The following is a 17,307-nucleotide window of genomic DNA, read 5'->3' as shown; positions in this document are numbered from 1 at the left end:
CAAGAATTATCCATTCAAAAAGGTTATCAAGCGATTTTTTTCACTTTAAGGCTTATAATAAAGCTAGTTTTTACATATATCAAGGGGGATTATTTTTATGCATTTAGCCATTATTGGTGCTGGACCACGAGGCATGATAACACTTGAACGACTTATTGCTTGGCAACAGACAAACCATTTAAACAAACCACTTACAATTGATTTATATGATCCACACGGTGTTGGCGGCCGTGTATGGACCCCAAAACAACCTCATGAATTAATCATGAACACAGCGGCCCAACAAATTAGCTTATTCTACGGGACAAGTGTCCAATCTGTTGGACCAATGGTTACCGGCCCTAATATTTTTGAATGGGCACAATCCGCTGCGCATCATTTTATCGAAAAAAATGATTATTCAGTCGATTTTTTAAATGAAATTACCCATTTAAAACCGAATGATTATGCTACAAGAGCCCTTTTCGGCGTTTATATTCAATGGTATTACGCTGAGTTACTTAACCGTGCACCTAAAAATATAAAAATTAATTTAAATAAAGTTACGGTTACGCAGGTTTCTAAACTATCGAACCAATTTGAAATCACAACTGCCTTGCCTTCAACTGACATTGTTGATTATGTCATCATGTCCCTAGGAAATCTTGAAAATGAATTATCTGCCGGACAACAAAAATTAGCTGATTTCGCAACAAAAAACAAGTTAACTTATGTCTTACCAGGATTTCCAAACGAAACAGAACTCGACCACATCACACATGAAGACACCGTCATCTTACGTGGCTTAGGTTTAAGTTTCTTTGACTTAATCACACGCTTAACAGTTGAACGCGGTGGCAAATTTGAGCGTTTAGAGAACGGACAATTACAATATCATGCAAATGGTAGCGAACCGCATATTGTGGCCGGATCACGCCGTGGATGGCCTTATCATGCAAAAGGTGATAATCAAAAAGCACCTGGTGAAGAATCCAAAGCTCATTTTATAACAGCTGCTAAAATGGCCGTCTTTTTGGAAAATGGTTCAGTTCCCTTTGCTGAATTTTGGCAATTATTAAGTCATGATGTTGAATACCATTACTACTCATTACTTGTCGCCGAAAGTTATCCAACAATTGATTTAACAACCTTTCAATTAGATTTCTTAAGAAATCCTGAAATGACTATTGAACGTTCAATCATTATGGAAGCTGATAAATTCAATTGGGCTCATCTAGGCAATCCAATGACCAAAAAGCCTAACACAGATTTCAAAACAATCATGTTAGAGCACTTACAAAAAGATGCCACAGACGCAAGACTTGGAACGAAAACCGGTCCATTGACCAGTGCACTTGAAGTCTTACGTGACTTACGTCTTCCCGTTAGACAGCTAATTGATAACCGTCTTTTAACGGACGATGAGTATTTAACAGACTTTTTAGGCTGGTTTAACTCACTCAATAACTTTTTAACAATTGGACCACCTGCTATTCGAATTGAACAATTACGTGCACTTGTTGAAGCCGACGTTGTCACACTATTGGAACCTGGTATGGTCGTCGATACTAAAGATGACCAATTTGACACATATAGTGCCAATACGCCAGACCAACATTACTTAGCAACCACTTTAATTGAGGCACGAGTACCTGCTGTTCATGCCACAACGGCAACAAGTCCATTAATGAAACAATTGCTTGAAACTAAAATTGCCAATCCATTAATTTTAAATCCTACTAAAGGTGCACCAGTAATAGATGGTGCCGTTAATGTTGACCCCATCAGCAATTTATTGTTAGATGACAATCAGACACCACAACTCGGATTGTACTTCTGGGGCGTTCCAACGGATGGTGTCCACTGGTTAACTGCCGCAAGTCCAAGACCTTTTGTGAATGATGTTAGTTTACGTACAGCTAATGACATTGTTAAAGATATTTTTGAAAAAGAATCTGTTAAAAACTAATCAAAAAGAGTCACATATTCTGTTTCAAAACAGAATATGTGACTCTTTTTTCAGGTACTCAGTCCGTTTTATCTAGCTAATCAGCTAAAATATCTTTTGCATAGGGAATTGAATTTTGAGCCCCTTTGATTTGAACGGCTAACGACGATGCTTTGTTAGCATAGGTCATTGCTTCTTCAAGATTACTATAATCCAGTTCAAGTTTCGAACTTAGTGCGCCAATAAAAGTATCGCCCGCAGCCGTTGTATCCACTGCGCTTACTTTAAAAGCCTTAACGAAACCAGACTGTTCTGACGTTGCGTAAAATGACCCTTTATCACCAACTGTAATAATAACTGCTTTAACACCCATTTCAAATAGCACCTTGGCGTTGGCTTCCATCGACGCTTCATCAGTGACTTTAATTCCTGTAATAATTTCAGATTCTGTTTCATTAGGTACAATCATATCTGTAACAGCTAATAATTCATCTGGAATATTTTTGATTGCTGGTGCTGGATTTAAAATCGTTTGAACCCCATTTGCACGAGCAATTTTGAACGCTTCAATGACAGAAGGAATCGGCACTTCGAATTGCGCAACAATTCTATCAGATGCTTTAATACTAGCTTCAGCGGCTTGAATGTCTTCAACCGTCACATCTTGGTTTGCGCCACCATAAATTAAAATACTATTTTGACCAGATTCATCTACCATAATATAGGCTTGACCAGTTCCAGCCGTTTTTGATGTTGTCACATGGTCAATATTCATATCATCTTTTTTAAAGGTATCCATCATAAAATCAGCAGCACCTTCATTGCCAACTTTACTAATAAAAGTTGTGTCTGCACCTGATCGAACAGAAGCAATTGCCTGATTAGCCCCTTTACCACCGCCAGCAACAGCCATTGAATCCATAGCTAAGGTTTCACCTGGTTGTGGAAACCGTTGGACATTTAAAATAGTATCTACATTCGTTGAACCTAAAACAACCACTTTTTTCATTTTGCACTCTCCATTTCTAAAATAATGTTTGAATAAGGTGACATTCAAATTTTCCTTCAATTATCTATCCCTTTACATTATCCAATTGTTCTAGATTTGGGTCAATCATTTCTTTTACCAAAATACTTGCAACAATTTTTTCAAACAAAAAATGTTCCCCGTTAACCAGGAAACATTCTTTAATTCTCGCTATTTAATCAATTTTTTTAATAATTTTCGCAGGGATTCCCGCAACAATCACATTATCTGGTACATCTTTTGTTACCATGGCACTTGCTGCAACAATCGCATTTTTACCAATGGTCACCCCGGGTAAAATAGTTGCGCCAGCACCAACCCATGCATTTTCTTTAATGAGAATTGGGCTAACTTCTAAGCCGCGTCTTTTTAATGGATCAATCGGATGATTAACCGTTATTAAACTAGCTTTGGGTCCAATTAAAACGTGATCTTCCAACGTGATACCGCCCAAATCCGTAAACATTGTCTCTCGATTGATAAAAACATCTTTACCAACAGAAATATGCTTACCAAAATCGGTATAAAATGGGGGTAATACCGTAAAAGAATCATCAACCTTTTCGCCAATTATTTGACTAAAAATAGCCTTTATTTCTGACTCTTCATGATAGCCAGTATTTAATTCGGCAACATTTTTTTCGTTGTCATGTAAAACTTTATGAATGTCAGCATAGACTTCATCTTCAGGTAGAATCGTTTTTTGAGATAACTCTTGTTTAAATATATTTTTAGCCATTTTAAACCTCTTGTTGTGTTGGACGAATCACTAATTCACTTACTGAAACACGGTCTGGTGTGTCAATTGCATAAACAACACCTTGAGCAATATCATCAGTCGTTAGACCCCATTCGAGTTGCGCTTCATGTAAGCCCTTAGCCACTTTTTTATCACTAATTGTATTGTAAAGTTCCGTTTGAACCGCACCTGGTGAAACAATCGTTGATTTAATATTATTTACACGTTGTTCCTGTCTCAATCCTTCCATAATGGCCCGGACAGCAAATTTAGTACCACAGTAAACGGCTGAATCAGGGTAAACAACATGACCTGCAACAGAGTCTGTCGCAATAATATGACCTGATTTTTGTTCAATCATAATTGGTAATACCGCTGAGATTCCATTTAAAACACCCATGACATTAATATCGAGCATCTTTTTCCATTCATCACGACGACCTTCACTTAATGGTGCTGTTGGCATAATCCCAGCATTATTATATAAGACATCGATTTTACCAAACGTTGATAGGGCTAAATCAATCACTTTTTGAACATCATCAAAATTTGTAACATCTGCTACTTGATAGACAATTTCTGTTGCTTTGTTAGCTTCTTGAATCGCTTTTAATCTATCTTCACGACGTGCTGCTAAAACTAATTTAGCCCCTTTCTGAGCTAATAAATTAGCTGTTGCTTCACCAATTCCACTTGAAGCACCCATAATCACAATAACTTTATCTTTAACTGACATGTTATTTCCTCCATTAATTCGTTTTTATTTACTGACTTCAGCATAACCGTTATACTAAGAATGTCTAATACCTATCATGAATCGCCAACTATACTTTTAACCTATAGAGGAAACTAATATGGAATTACGTGTCTTAAACTACTTTATCGCTATTGTCCAAGAAAAAAATATTACAAAGGCAGCTGAAAAATTACACTTATCTCAACCCACTCTTTCTCGACAAATCAAAGATTTAGAAGAAGAAATTGGTGATCAATTATTTATTCGAGGTAACCGCGAAGTCATCCTGACTGAAAAAGGCGATTACTTATATAATCATGCAAAGGAAATCATCAAATTAGTTGATAAAACGGCAGCCAATTTAATGACCCCAGATGTGATGAGTGGCGAAGTATTCATTGGTAGTGGCGAATCACAAGCCATGCGCTCAGTATCAGATACTCTATTTGAGTTACACAAAATTTATCCAGAAATTAAGATGAGCCTTTACAGCGGAAATGCTGACGAAATCATGCAAAAATTAGATGCAGGGACTTTAGATTTTGGATTTGTTATTAACCCGACCGATAAACAAAAATATGACACTATCAAAATATCTGCAACAGATACTTGGGGACTATTGGTTAACCGTGCCAATCCCTTAGCCAACCAAAAAACCATCACACCTGCCGATATAAAGAGAGAACCTTTACTTGTATCACAACAATCACTAGTCAGTCATCAAATATCTGAATGGCTTGGTGACAGCATTTTGAATTACCAAGTTATCGCAACATATAATTTATTATTTAACGCATCCCTATTTGTAAAATCCGGAACTGGTTCTGCACTCGCTATCTCTGATATAATCAATACTAATGGCACGAATTTAACCTTTATTCCATTAGAACCAAAGCTGGAATCGAGTTTAAGTTTAATTTGGAAAAAGAATACTATTCTTTCAAATGCGGCACAGAAGTTTTTAGAAAAATTAATTCAACAGGAGAAAAAATGATAAAATCTATTATGCATGATGAAACATTTCTCGCACAAAAAGCCGAAATTGCAACGAAAGCTGATAGCTCAATTGTTACTGATTTATTAGACACGCTGGAAGCTAACAAAGAGGTTTGCGTTGGCATGGCTGCCAACATGATTGGCGTCAATAAACGAATCATCGTCTGCCAATTTGGTGCTCTAAATGTCCCCTTTATCAATCCAAAAATCACAAAAAAATCAGGCCATTATACCATTAATGAAGGTTGTCTATCATTAATCGGCGAACGTCCAGCACAACGCTATGACTCAATCACCGTTTCTTACTTAGATAAATCATTCCAACCTCAGACACAAAAATTTTCTGGCTGGATGGCACAAATTATTCAACATGAAGTTGACCATTGTGACGGTATTATCATCTAAGTTAATTTTTACCACATATATTACCTTTAAAAATATTAATAATCGTTAAAGAAACGCCCGTTATTGAAAACTCATTAACTTATCAGTGCTAGTATGATATTTATTCATATATAGTTTAATTTAAGATCATAAAGAAATGATAAATCGACTGTTTAATTATTTATGCTTAATAATTTAGACAAGGGAATGAACTGTAAGTATGGAAAATAGACAGAGCAAGTGGTTAGTAACTAGCATTATGGGCTTGTTATTATTTATCGGACTGACAATTTCAGTTAGCATTCAATCTAACTGGTTAATATCCATTGACTTTAAATTACAAACGTTAATAAGTAGCATCGTTAATCCAAGTTTAACTAGATTTTTTTCATTAATTTCAATCACTGGTAGTCCCGTTTTTTGTGATTGGCATAGTGGTATGTTTGATGTTATTTTTTACCTATCAACATGACATTTATAATGTTTCATTCATGGGATTAGTCTTAATTGGCGGGGACGCACTTGCATTTATTGCAAAGAAGTTATTCAACGCCCTCGACCAACACAAAGATTGGTGGCAGAATCTGGATTTAGCTTCCCCAGTGGCCACGCGATTTGCTCAACAATTTTAGTTATCATGATTTTTATAATTATTATTCCTAAAATTAAGAGCCAAGGTTTAAAACTAATAACTCAATCACTAGCCATTGTTTGGCTTATTATCATTATTTTTTCAAGAGTATATCTAAGAGCGAATTTTCCATCTGATATCTTAGGTGCCGTAATCTTAGGCATTTCATGGGTTAGTCTGCTTCAATTCATCTATATTAAACGATGGTACCTTACCACTAAGTAAAAAATTATTTACTCACTCTAATAATAAATAATTACTTCTCCATTAAACGCTTGAATCCGAAAAAAGCACCTCACCTTAGACGTAATTCGCCCAAGGTGAGGTGCTTTTAGCTATTGTAAATAACTTTAATTTAATTACTTAAACGATAAGCTGCATGGCACAAAGGACCTACGTATTCATTAAAAGCGAATCCAGATTTAATTCCGGCGGTTACAAATTCTTTCGCTTTATAAACAGATTCTTTTACCGACAATCCATTTGCCAGACCCACAGTTACTACAACAGCAAATGTACAACAATGACTCACATCATATTTTTTAATACAACTTATGTTTACAAACTTATTTCAGATATTTCATTGGTTCCTTTTCAAAAGCGTAAATATCCAACATCGCCTCTGTTTTATTTTTGATATTTACTAGTTTAATTCTATTGTTTTCTACTTCATTTTTTCCCAAAACGGTATAATATTTTGCACTTACGCGGTTAGCTTCTTTTATTTGAGAACCCACTTTTATGTCTTGAAAATTTTTATCAGAAATGACTCCTTTTTTACGAATTGAATCCAATATCGTAAACGCCAAGTCATCGCCTTGTTGATCAGCGGATACAAAAAATAAATCGGGCCCGGAAACTGTTTCAAAATTGGGATTCTCTTCGTTTACTAATAAAATTAATCGTTCCACACCAATTCCATACCCAATGCCGCCTTGATCTGGACCTCCTAACTGTGAAATTAATCCGTTATATCTTCCCCCACCGCAAACAGTTACATACTTATAACTATTCCCTTTAACTTCAGTATTGAAAACAGCGGAATTAGACATAATTTCAAAAATAGTCTGGTTGTAATAGTCCAGCCCTCGAACCATACTTGCATCAATTTCATATTCAATATCTAATTGTTTTAATAGTTTTCTAACTTTTTTAAAATAATCCAATGAATACTCACTCAGGTTATCTAAAATTGATGGTGCATTCTCCACTATTTTTTGATCAGAAACATCCTTACTATCAAGAACTCTTAGCGGATTCTTGTACAACCTTTCTCTAGAATCAGCGCTTAATTGATCATAAAATGGCACTAAGTAATCAACTAGTGCTTCTTTATATTTTTTTCTAGTCTCTTTATCACCAAGCGTGTTAATGACCAATTTCAAATTAGTGAGACCTAGCTGTTGAAAGAAATGTAATGCTTCCGATATGACCTCTACATCAATTTGTGGAGACTCACTATTCAAAGCTTCACAACCAATTTGTGTAAATTGTCGCTGTCGACCCGATTGCGGACGTTCATACCTAAACATTGGTCCCATGTAATATGTTTTAAATGGCTTGGGGAATTCCGGACCGTACAATTTATTTTCAACATATGATCTAACAATTCCCGCCGTGCCTTCTGGTCGAAGCGCTAAACGCCTGCCACCCTTATCTTCAAAATCATACATCTGCTTTGAAACAATATCTGACGTATCCCCAACATTTCGAGCAAAAACATCATACGCTTCAAATAATGGCGTGCGCATTTCTTTATATCCATATATATTAAATGTTTTTCTGGCCATATCTTCAATTTTTTGCCAGGTTTCCACCTGGTCCGGTAATATATCGACGGTTCCCTTCATTTTTTGATAGTTGGTATTTATTTTCATAATTATTACCCTCCATTAAAATAATTAAATAAAAAATCCTCAAGGTACGCTTAAATACCCTGAGGAAGAACAACGCTATTCTGCCCCTATTGGCATTAATGTCATAGTCTCAATGCCCTCCAGCGATAACAATTTTAATAAAGCTGACGTCTGGGACTTTTTAGCCGATAGGCTTTTCATTTTCCGGCCTTAGGGTATGCGGGATTAGCGTCATCGTATTGATAGTGACTAATATTTCCATCCTGCATCCACTTTCGCAATTTATCAACTTCTTGAGCATGATCTGGATCAAGTAACTGCGGACTATCACCACGTATTGTGGAATCATAATTAGCAACATTAATCACGCTAGCCTGTACATCTTGTACGAAATCAAATACTCGCCCACAAATTATATTATTAGGTTTAAAGATCTTTCCATCATCAAATGACAGTAAGAAAGATCCATGCGGAGTACCTTTCATAAACTTTGAAACTTTCACACTCGATTTTTTATATATTTCCACGTCCGTGGTAGAAATAATATATATTGAATCTTTTGAGGTTAAAAATATTGTTGCACCATTATTGTCAACGTTGCCGGCCCTATTTTCAACAATTTGAGATATTTTTTCGTGAATATCTCCTAAGTAATCTAATAAAAATAAAGAGTACGCTTTATCTGGTATTAAATTATCGATGTGTCTGATATTCCAATCAATTAAATTAATTAGTTTATTGATAATACATCACCTGCATTCTTTTACAATAAGCATGAACCAACGGACAAATAATTAATAACTAATCTTATTATTTTCTGTTAATGATTCGTGCCCTTGTTTTTGTAACCATTCTGGCATAGTTAAATTTTCCATGATATCCATATCTTTATCAGGCGTTAATGTGCTGCCCCCAGGGATTGAATCAATTGGCATTGCAAAGTATGGTGCCACAGTAATGGCATTTCCTACTTGTCCCGGTTCCATCATTGCGTGAGCAAATCCAATCCATGAGCTTTCAAACACGGCACCACCGTTTTCACCCGAAGTATTTTCGCCACAAGCTGCAATTGATTTAGCGATTGCGTTACGACGACCTTTAAGATATTCAATCAGTTCATCCTCGTTAGGTGTTTCCCAAACGCCCGCATCTTCAACATACATACTTGAATACTTAGTTGGATCTTTTGCGAATGAAATTGCAATAGCAGACCACACGCCATATCCTTGGCCGGGTTTCATTTCTGCATCAACTTTTGGACGTTCAGCCGTTACACCTTTATTTGCACAAACCATAAATGAACCAGGTGCTGGATAATGTCGCATATCATCTTTAGTACCAAAATATTCGACTAATGAATCCTGCAAAGGTTTGGCATCATATATTGGTAAGTTACTTCCATCCCATTGTTTTTCAACAAATAATGGTTTTGCCGAATCAACCTCTGGGTTTCGTAAGATATCATATCCTAGTAATGACCCCTGAACTCCAGAAAAACTTGACGCCGTTGTCATATTAATTTGTCCGATGTAAGCATTTTTTGTTTCAGCACGATCATAAGACACGATTCCATCTAACACGTCATCGTCCGTTTTATCAACTACCCCCGCATCAACTTTCAAACCCGATATATATCCAGCTCCAATATTTCCAGGTTCCATATAGCCCCGTGTCCATTTTTTGTATGGGCTAATTGCTGTTCGGTCAACTCCAAGTAAATTAAGTTTAGTATCTAATTCTGTCATAATAATATTACCTCCACAATTTATTTGATATAAAATTAAATGTTTATTTTTAAAAAGAAAGCGTTTACTTTTGTTTGCTACTTAATCATAACACCTTGTTTTAATTTTACAAGAACTTTTCATAATTTATTAATTGAACTATTATTTTTTTCGAATATTTAAGCAATCAACGCGTATATTCCGTAGACTCCTACAACTAAGATAATTAAGGCAAAAATTAATTCTCCCTTAGTAAATAAAACTTTTTTATGCTGCTTACGAGCAATCATATATACCGGAATACCGATGGCATAAATAATAAAAGCAATAGCAATATATCTTGGTCCGGCTGAAATACCCATAATTAAAGTATACATGAATGCTAATACCGCGATTATTAGTGCTTTTCTTGGAGAATGTTTGGCATTTTTATCAAACTCTCCCGTTTTACGACTAATCTTCATAAGATACATTTCTGAAATTAAATATGGTGGGACTGTCATTGCTCCGACAACGGTCAATAACATCTGGTAAGCATTCAAATCAAAATGAGCAATAATAATGACAATTTGAATAATACATGTCGCTACTAGTATTGAAAAATCAGGAACATTGTGTTTTGAAATATGAGCAAACGCTTTCGGAAATGATCCTTCTTCGGCGGCTGCATGTTGCGGTAATTCGGCTAACATTTGAATCCATGAAATCCAACTTGCAAATACAGCAAATAATAACGCAATCGTAATTACATCACGACCAATTGTATTGTGCCAAAGATTGGTCAACATATACGCAGTCGATGGTGAGGTCATTTTTGATAACTGACCATAAGAATAAACACCCAATGACAACATTCCTACCAACGAATACATAACAATACAAATTACGAATCCCGTGATTGTAGCCTTCGGAACCTGTTTAGGTTTGAGTGCTTTCCCGGACATTACAACAGCACCCTCTACACCACCAAATAACCATAGAGTAACCATCATTGTGGCCATTACTTGATGCATTAGGCTGCCCATTGGCTTATCTCCCACAGAAGCAACGGCGCGTGTGGCACTAGCATTCGTAGTGAACGTGTTTAAATTAAAATGAGCAATAACAGTTGCCAAAAATACAACAATTACAGCCAACATGATAGCTGTTGCAAACTTTTGAATTGAGCTTGAAACTTCAACACCTCGTAGTACTAAGGCGGTTAAAGCCCAAGTTAATATAGACGCCCCAATGACCGAAGGCCAATTATTTCCACCCGTAAATGTTCCGGGGAAAAAATAGTCCAGCGTACTCATTGTTAAAACAGCGTACGCGGCATTTGCAGCACACTCACAAACAAAATATCCCCATGCCGTAAAAAATCCTGTAAATGGTCCAAATCCAACCTCGCCGTACTTGTAAAGTCCGGCCTTTAAGTTGGGTTTAACATCACTTAAAATGACAAATGTTTCAGTAATAAACCAAATACCAATTGCCGTTGTGACCCATGCAATTGCTTGAGCATTTACTCCCGCAACTTGTGACATATTTTTTGGTAAATCAAATACGCCTGATCCTACCATTGCACTTACGCACAATGCTACAAGACCTACAAAACCCATTTTTCCAGCTTTTGATTTTTTTTGACTATCATCCATTTAATAGACTTCCCTTCAAAATTAAACGTAGTTACGCAAACAGAAAACGCTTTCTTAAAATTTATTTTACTCCTTTTTTTAAAAAAAATCAATGTGATTTATTATGCAACTATAATAAAATGATAATTTCAAATGATAATATTTTGTATTATTTAGTTCTCTATCGATATAAATAATTAGTAACAGCTATTTAATTTTATTACTAATAACAGATATTTTGTATAATGACAAAAAAAGACCCAAAAGCCATAAGACTTTTGGGTACGGGTTCATCTAAATGTTTCTGTACTTTTTTAATTACTTAAAATTAAGCTTGTGCAGTTGGATAAATAGTAAACTCATTAACATTAACTTCCTCAGGTTGGTCAATTGCAAATTTAACAACACGTGCAATTGCGACTGGATCGATACCCACTTGTTTGTAGAATGACGTCATGCCAGAAAGTGTTTGTTCATCAGTAATCGTACTTAACAACTCTGTATTAATTGCAGCTGGATATAAAGTTGAAGTTCTGATATTCGTTTTTTCCATAGCACTTTCTGTCCGTAAAACTTCCATTACGTTACGAACAGCAAATTTAGTTGCGCCATAAACCCCAGAACCTGGGAATGATTTAATTCCGGCAACAGAAGATGTTGTAATCACATGCCCGTGCTTTTGTTCAATAAATGTGGGCAAGACGGCAGCAATCCCGTTCAACACACCTTTAATATTGATATCAATCATGTCATTCCATTCATCCGTTTTTAAAGCTGATAAAGGTGAACTAGGCATGATACCAGCATTATTAAAGATGACATCAATGGCCCCAAATTCTGATTGAGCTAAAGCCACTAACGCTTTAACATCCTCTGCTTTAGTAACATCAGTTACGGCATAAGTCGCCTGACCACCGTTACTTTTGATTTCTTTAACAATTTTAGCTAATTTTTCTTCACGACGAGCACCTAAAACAACTTTAGCTCCACCTTCAGCTAACATTCTAGCTGTTGCTTCACCGATTCCGCTTGATGCACCTGTAATCACAACTACTTTATTTTCTAATGACATATTTTTGTCCTCCATTTCGATTTATGAACTCAGTTTACACGTTAAAGTGCACTCTAAGTCAATCAAAAGGACCTTTTAACTATTTATCCAATTTCTGATCAACACTTTTTGTCTCTCTTAATAAGAAAACGGCTGCTAAAATTCCAATAATCATAATAACTAATGCGGTTAAGACAACCTGAATCATACCCTTATCAAATGCCGTTAGTACAATACTTTGAACCTTATCAGCATAAGGCGTCGCAATCATCTTTTGGCTCCATGCAACCATGTGCCCAGAAAAAGCACCTGCATTGACTAAGGCTTGATGAATACCATTCGATGCTGCATTAGGTAGCTGGCTGGCACTGAATCCTGTTGCTAGGCTTGATTCATAGGCTTTAGTTTGTGCTAACCCAAGGATAACAACCCCTACTGTAATACCGATTTGACGGAAAACATTTAGTAAACCAGATGCCATCCCAATTTCTTTAGGATTAATATTATCCATAGCGGCCGTATTAATCATTGGATTAATGATTGCATTCCCTAATCCTGTTAAAACAAGAAGAGGCAATAATTGCATATAGGTAAAATCAGTTGTTGTCACTTGGCTAAACGTAAATAAACCTAGTGAGGCAATGATAAATCCAAATGCAATCATCCATTTTTTACCGAACTTGTATCCCAAAGCACCCGTAAAAGGCCCGATAACAAGCGACCATAAACTCATTGGTAATTGATGCAATCCAGTAGAGAAAGCCGAGTAACCCATATAATTTTGCATCAAACTCGTTTGGTAAGCAGCTAATGCAAAAATACCCGCACCGAGTGTAAAGGCTAGAATAATGACCCCTACAAAATGACGATTCGTTAATAATTTTAAATTCATCATCGGTGATTTAACTTTTAATTCCACAAAAACGAAGACTGCTAAAATTAAAATTGAAGCGATTAACCATCCCATAACGCGCATATCTGTCCATGCCCAATGCATGTGTTGTTCTTTTTGAATTAACCCATATATACCAGAGAACAATCCAGTTGCTGAAAGAATCATACCCATAAAATCAATTGATTCTCCAGCGCCATATGCAGGTGTTTCTTTTACATTTCTGAAAACCAAGTAAACCGCAATAATCCCAACTGGTAAATTAACAAAGAAAATTGAAGGCCAACCAAAGTTTTCAACCAAAAATCCACCAACTAAAGGTCCGATTGCTGTTGAAAAACCAATAACTGAGCCTAAAATACCCAGTGCGGTCCCACGTTCACGTCCTGAAAAGTTAGAGGCCACCAATGCCATTGATAAACTCATCATGCCTGAGCCACCTATTGCTTGAACGGCTCGACCAATATCTAGAACAAGCAAATTTTGTGCTAGCCCATTCACAACTGATGCGATTGTAAATATGATCATACTTACAATAAATATTTTTTTCCGACCAAACATATCCCCTAATTTTGAGACAATTAATAAACTGACTGCGAACATTAACGTATAAGCATTTAAAATCCATTGTAAATTACTAAAGGTGGTTTTAAAATCAATGGCCATACTTGGCAATGCAACGTTCACTACTGTGACATCTAGAAGTCCCATAAAAATACCTAAACTCATAGCGAATAAAGCTACCCAACGATTTGTTTCTTTTTTCATCTTTTATTCTCCATTTTCTGTATCTCATTTATTTGTGTTTGAATCCAATTCATCTTTGTTTCAAGAACTGCCATTACAAAATCAGTTGACCGTATCTGCCATTGATAATAATCCTCAACAGTTGGATTGGCTTCCCTCAGATCCGTTAAATGTTGTTTAACAACAATATAAACATGTAAATCATCATCTAGTTCATTAAAATAATCCTGTAAAATGGTCATTTGATCTACCGCACTAATATAATTCATCCCGCGCATTTTAAATCGATAGGTATCATCCCATTTCGAATCATGAACAACCGGTTTTTCCATTAATTCTTGGAAATAGCCGCGTCCTAGTTCAGTAATATGTGCGATTTTAGTGCCACGCGAATCTTTATCTTCGTCAAACCCAATATACCCTTTAACTTCTAATTTATCCAAAACAGGATATAAAATACCATTTGATATTTTTCTTCTTGGCGACATTGCATTCTCCAATATCAAACGGATTTTGTATCCCGACATATTTCGACTCATCAATGCTGATAGAATTAATAATTCATACATAATAATTTAAATCCTTTCTCCAATCGTTCTTTTAGACCTGTCTATTAGACTTATATAAGTATAGTACTTTTAGACCTATTTGCAAGTTTTTTTATCTCTTAATTCATTTATCCGCTTACAAGACTGATTCTTTGCCAATATTTTTTTATTATGCTAAGTTTAAGGTACAATAATTTAATAAATAAGGAGATCTTACAATGGTAAAATTAACAGAAGATATGAAGAAAATGATTTCGGAACAACTCAATTTTCTCTCAACCGCAGACGAAAATGGACTTCCACAAGTTGGTCCTAAAGGATCAATGCGTGTTTTTGATGATACTCATTTAATTTACAATGAAGAAACGGCAAAACAAGCCTTACATAACCTTCAAGATAATGGTCATGCCGCTGTTGCCGTTGTTGATCGTCCTAATCTAAAAGGATTTCGTTTTGAAGGCACAGCACACTTAATTAATTCTGGTGACATTTTTGATGATGCTGTTGCATTCGGACAAGAACGTCATTTACCAGAAACACATTATGCAGTAGTGATTGATATTGAACGCATTTACAAATTAGATGCTGGTCCAACTGCTGGCGACTTAATCGCTGATTAACTTTTATACGAAAAAGGACTAAATCCCGTAAAACATGGGATTTAGTCCTTTTATTTTTTTAATCCTGAGCTAATTGTTCTAAAATAGCTAATCCAACACCATCTTCTGCATTCGTTTTTGCACGATGGTTGGCAACATCTTTATTTTCTTGATGGCCATTCTCCATTGCATAACTGACACCTACAGCCTTCAACATTGAGATATCATTCAGATTATCCCCAATTGCCATTACTTCTGACATTGGCACACCCAGATCATCTGCAAAACGTTTCAGCGCAATTCCTTTTTGTGCGTTGCTATGATTAACTTCAAGATTATTATCTCCTGAAGACGTTACAACAAGTGAAGTCGTTTCTTCAATTTTTCTTTTAATCACTGATAAATCATCCGATTCGTCAGTTTTTCGAATAAGAAATTTAAATAAATCTAACTCTGAATCCGTAATAATTTCACTATAATCATCTACATAATGAATGGGACTTAATTGTAACTTTACAACCGCTTCATCATATCTAAGTGGATCATCTGAATAAACACCATTTGATGTCATCACTTTAAAAAAGGCTTGTTCTTCTTTCAAGAACTTAATAAGACTTTGTGCCTCTTCTTTTGCAATTGGAAAACCATGAATTTGTTCCCCTGCCTCAGTGGTTGTCGCACCCCCATTAAAATTAATCATTGGCGCGCTGATACCAGCTGCATCAATCAATGGTTTGACTTCATCGTAACTCCGTCCGGTTGCAACAACAAAAGTGACTCCTAACGCTTGAGCCTTTTTAATAGCTGCTGCATTGCCCTCAGAAATACTATTTTCATTATTTAATAATGTGCCGTCCATATCTGATGCGATAATTTTAATCATAGTGGCTGTACACTCCTATTTATTATATTCTTTCAATGCTAAAGCAAAGTTACCTAACGTAGCTGAGCCATTCCCCTCACTCATAGGCATTGTGATGTATTCTTCCAAATTAGGAACATCAACATATCCGTTCAATAACCCTTTGAATTGTTCACGAACTTTCATTAAAAAGGCCTCACTCATAATACCACCTCCAAAGACTATCTTATTTGGACGCAAAATTAAAGTTTGTTGTACTGCAGCCTGCGCAACATAGTACGCAACGATATCCCAAACTGGTTCAGTCAGCGGAATAAATTGGCCCTTTTTCCCTGTCCGTGCTTCAAACGTTGGTCCAGCTGCTAATCCTTCTAAACAATCTTTATGATAAGGACAAACGCCTTCAAAATCAACATCATCTGGATGGCGTTTAACAAATACGTGTCCCATTTCTGGATGACCAATTGTCCCCAACATTTTACCATTTACGATGGCTCCCGCGCCAACACCCGTTCCAAACGTATAATAAACCAATGAATCAACTTTTTGTTTTGCTTTCTTTGCTGACACATATTCACCATAGGCTGATGAATTAACATCCGTCGTAAAAGCAATTGGAAATGAAAAACGATTTTTTAAGTAACCTAAAAAATCAGTATCCGTCCACCCTTTTTTTGGTGTTGTTGTGACATAACCATATTTAGCAGATTCTTGACGCAATTCAATTGGACCAAAAGAACCAATTGCCAGTGCCTTTAGTTCAGGAAATTTTTCAAAAAATGCGACCGTCTGATCAAGGGTTTCTACTGGTGTCGTTGTTGGAAAGGTCACTTGTTCTTGAACACCATTAATTTCATCACCCACGGCACAAACAAACTTAGTCCCGCCAGCCTCAATACTCCCAAATAAATCTTTTGTCATTATGTACGCTCCCCTATCTATTATTTAACTGATATTGATAAACAGCCCCGA

The 17,307-nt window shown here is 36.0% G+C and carries 19 protein-coding genes; 6 read left to right on the top strand and 13 right to left on the bottom strand.

The genetic code is table 11. The features are described 5' to 3' along the window. Positions 1–97 precede the first annotated feature (97 nt). Positions 98–1,948, top strand: a complete 1,851-nt coding sequence (locus ACVQ8P_RS05125; protein ID WP_462297966.1) for an FAD/NAD(P)-binding protein — start codon at positions 98–100, stop codon at positions 1,946–1,948. Between the two features lie 76 nt (positions 1,949–2,024). Here the strand turns inward: ACVQ8P_RS05125 and rbsK are convergent, their stop codons facing one another. The 3 genes from rbsK to ACVQ8P_RS05110 form a co-directional block, all read right to left on the bottom strand. Then, complete coding sequence (gene rbsK, locus ACVQ8P_RS05120) at positions 2,025–2,936, bottom strand: ribokinase (protein WP_462297964.1); 912 nt, start codon at positions 2,934–2,936, stop codon at positions 2,025–2,027. A 193-nt stretch (positions 2,937–3,129) separates the two neighbouring features. After that, complete coding sequence (locus ACVQ8P_RS05115; RefSeq protein WP_462297962.1) at positions 3,130–3,693, bottom strand: sugar O-acetyltransferase; 564 nt, start codon at positions 3,691–3,693, stop codon at positions 3,130–3,132. Between the two features lies 1 nt (position 3,694). Beyond that, positions 3,695–4,429, bottom strand: a complete 735-nt coding sequence (locus ACVQ8P_RS05110; RefSeq protein WP_462297960.1) for an SDR family oxidoreductase — start codon at positions 4,427–4,429, stop codon at positions 3,695–3,697. A gap of 118 nt (positions 4,430–4,547) precedes the next feature. Between ACVQ8P_RS05110 and ACVQ8P_RS05105 the strand changes: the two genes are divergently transcribed. The 4 genes from ACVQ8P_RS05105 (at position 4,548) to ACVQ8P_RS05090 (ending at position 6,665) form a co-directional block, all read left to right on the top strand. Beyond that, a complete protein-coding gene (locus ACVQ8P_RS05105; protein ID WP_462297959.1) occupies positions 4,548–5,423 on the top strand; it encodes a LysR family transcriptional regulator in 876 nt (291 codons plus the stop codon). After that, a complete protein-coding gene (locus tag ACVQ8P_RS05100) occupies positions 5,420–5,830 on the top strand; it encodes a peptide deformylase (protein WP_462297958.1) in 411 nt (136 codons plus the stop codon). Before ACVQ8P_RS05105 ends, ACVQ8P_RS05100 begins: the two co-directional genes overlap by 4 nt. A 199-nt stretch (positions 5,831–6,029) precedes the next feature. Then, a complete protein-coding gene (locus tag ACVQ8P_RS05095; protein WP_462297957.1) occupies positions 6,030–6,281 on the top strand; it encodes a hypothetical protein in 252 nt (83 codons plus the stop codon). A 15-nt stretch (positions 6,282–6,296) separates the two neighbouring features. Continuing rightward, entirely contained in the window at positions 6,297–6,665 is a 369-nt protein-coding gene (locus ACVQ8P_RS05090) for a phosphatase PAP2 family protein (RefSeq protein WP_462298084.1), read from the top strand. A gap of 130 nt (positions 6,666–6,795) precedes the next feature. On the opposite strand, the gene ACVQ8P_RS05085 is transcribed toward ACVQ8P_RS05090, so the two are convergent. The 8 genes from ACVQ8P_RS05085 to ACVQ8P_RS05050 form a co-directional block, all read right to left on the bottom strand. After that, a complete protein-coding gene (locus tag ACVQ8P_RS05085; RefSeq protein WP_462297955.1) occupies positions 6,796–6,972 on the bottom strand; it encodes a bifunctional hydroxymethylpyrimidine kinase/phosphomethylpyrimidine kinase in 177 nt (58 codons plus the stop codon). Positions 6,973–7,006: 34 nt separating this feature from the next. Continuing rightward, positions 7,007–8,317, bottom strand: a complete 1,311-nt coding sequence (hisS, locus tag ACVQ8P_RS05080) for a histidine--tRNA ligase (protein ID WP_462297953.1) — start codon at positions 8,315–8,317, stop codon at positions 7,007–7,009. 176 nt (positions 8,318–8,493) lie between these two features. Next, positions 8,494–8,997: a histidine decarboxylase maturation protein HdcB gene (gene hdcB / locus ACVQ8P_RS05075; RefSeq protein ID WP_462298083.1), complete on the bottom strand. Its 504-nt coding sequence runs from the start codon at positions 8,995–8,997 to the stop codon at positions 8,494–8,496. Between the two features lie 93 nt (positions 8,998–9,090). Next, entirely contained in the window at positions 9,091–10,041 is a 951-nt protein-coding gene (gene hdcA, locus ACVQ8P_RS05070) for a histidine decarboxylase, pyruvoyl type (RefSeq protein WP_462297952.1), read from the bottom strand. 158 nt (positions 10,042–10,199) lie between these two features. Continuing rightward, complete coding sequence (hdcC, locus tag ACVQ8P_RS05065) at positions 10,200–11,657, bottom strand: histidine-histamine antiporter (RefSeq protein WP_462297950.1); 1,458 nt, start codon at positions 11,655–11,657, stop codon at positions 10,200–10,202. Positions 11,658–11,964: 307 nt separating this feature from the next. Continuing rightward, positions 11,965–12,708, bottom strand: coding sequence for an SDR family oxidoreductase (locus ACVQ8P_RS05060; RefSeq protein WP_462297948.1), 744 nt, complete (start codon positions 12,706–12,708; stop codon positions 11,965–11,967). Positions 12,709–12,787: 79 nt separating this feature from the next. Continuing rightward, entirely contained in the window at positions 12,788–14,347 is a 1,560-nt protein-coding gene (locus ACVQ8P_RS05055) for an MFS transporter (protein ID WP_462297946.1), read from the bottom strand. After that, positions 14,344–14,895, bottom strand: a complete 552-nt coding sequence (locus tag ACVQ8P_RS05050; RefSeq protein ID WP_462297945.1) for a PadR family transcriptional regulator — start codon at positions 14,893–14,895, stop codon at positions 14,344–14,346. The genes ACVQ8P_RS05055 and ACVQ8P_RS05050 overlap by 4 nt, the downstream gene beginning before the upstream one ends. 197 nt (positions 14,896–15,092) lie before the next feature. Here ACVQ8P_RS05050 and ACVQ8P_RS05045 point away from each other — a divergent pair, with 197 nt between their 5' ends. Further along, entirely contained in the window at positions 15,093–15,494 is a 402-nt protein-coding gene (locus tag ACVQ8P_RS05045) for a pyridoxamine 5'-phosphate oxidase family protein (protein ID WP_462297944.1), read from the top strand. Positions 15,495–15,552: 58 nt separating this feature from the next. On the opposite strand, the gene ACVQ8P_RS05040 is transcribed toward ACVQ8P_RS05045, so the two are convergent. Beyond that, entirely contained in the window at positions 15,553–16,356 is an 804-nt protein-coding gene (locus ACVQ8P_RS05040; protein ID WP_462297943.1) for a Cof-type HAD-IIB family hydrolase, read from the bottom strand. A 15-nt stretch (positions 16,357–16,371) separates the two neighbouring features. Beyond that, positions 16,372–17,256: a fructokinase ScrK gene (gene scrK / locus ACVQ8P_RS05035; protein WP_462297942.1), complete on the bottom strand. Its 885-nt coding sequence runs from the start codon at positions 17,254–17,256 to the stop codon at positions 16,372–16,374. Positions 17,257–17,307: the final 51 nt, after the last annotated feature.

This window comes from Dellaglioa sp. BT-FLS60 (assembly GCF_054941065.1).
The sequence above is the reverse complement of the archived record's forward strand: the minus strand, read 5'-3'. Positions and strand labels throughout refer to the sequence as shown.

What these genes read in the sequence shown, in the direction of transcription:
- ACVQ8P_RS05125 (WP_462297966.1), top strand. Translation starts at nt 98, where the DNA reads ATGCATTTAGCCATTATTGGTGCTGGACCACGAGGCATGATAACACTT.
- rbsK (WP_462297964.1), bottom strand. Translation starts at nt 2,936, where the DNA reads ATGAAAAAAGTGGTTGTTTTAGGTTCAACGAATGTAGATACTATTTTA.
- ACVQ8P_RS05115 (WP_462297962.1), bottom strand. Translation starts at nt 3,693, where the DNA reads ATGGCTAAAAATATATTTAAACAAGAGTTATCTCAAAAAACGATTCTA.
- ACVQ8P_RS05110 (WP_462297960.1), bottom strand. Translation starts at nt 4,429, where the DNA reads ATGTCAGTTAAAGATAAAGTTATTGTGATTATGGGTGCTTCAAGTGGA.
- ACVQ8P_RS05105 (WP_462297959.1), top strand. Translation starts at nt 4,548, where the DNA reads ATGGAATTACGTGTCTTAAACTACTTTATCGCTATTGTCCAAGAAAAA.
- ACVQ8P_RS05100 (WP_462297958.1), top strand. Translation starts at nt 5,420, where the DNA reads ATGATAAAATCTATTATGCATGATGAAACATTTCTCGCACAAAAAGCC.
- ACVQ8P_RS05095 (WP_462297957.1), top strand. Translation starts at nt 6,030, where the DNA reads ATGGAAAATAGACAGAGCAAGTGGTTAGTAACTAGCATTATGGGCTTG.
- hisS (WP_462297953.1), bottom strand. Translation starts at nt 8,317, where the DNA reads ATGAAAATAAATACCAACTATCAAAAAATGAAGGGAACCGTCGATATA.
- hdcA (WP_462297952.1), bottom strand. Translation starts at nt 10,041, where the DNA reads ATGACAGAATTAGATACTAAACTTAATTTACTTGGAGTTGACCGAACA.
- hdcC (WP_462297950.1), bottom strand. Translation starts at nt 11,657, where the DNA reads ATGGATGATAGTCAAAAAAAATCAAAAGCTGGAAAAATGGGTTTTGTA.
- ACVQ8P_RS05060 (WP_462297948.1), bottom strand. Translation starts at nt 12,708, where the DNA reads ATGTCATTAGAAAATAAAGTAGTTGTGATTACAGGTGCATCAAGCGGA.
- ACVQ8P_RS05055 (WP_462297946.1), bottom strand. Translation starts at nt 14,347, where the DNA reads ATGAAAAAAGAAACAAATCGTTGGGTAGCTTTATTCGCTATGAGTTTA.
- ACVQ8P_RS05050 (WP_462297945.1), bottom strand. Translation starts at nt 14,895, where the DNA reads ATGTATGAATTATTAATTCTATCAGCATTGATGAGTCGAAATATGTCG.
- ACVQ8P_RS05045 (WP_462297944.1), top strand. Translation starts at nt 15,093, where the DNA reads ATGGTAAAATTAACAGAAGATATGAAGAAAATGATTTCGGAACAACTC.
- ACVQ8P_RS05040 (WP_462297943.1), bottom strand. Translation starts at nt 16,356, where the DNA reads ATGATTAAAATTATCGCATCAGATATGGACGGCACATTATTAAATAAT.
- scrK (WP_462297942.1), bottom strand. Translation starts at nt 17,256, where the DNA reads ATGACAAAAGATTTATTTGGGAGTATTGAGGCTGGCGGGACTAAGTTT.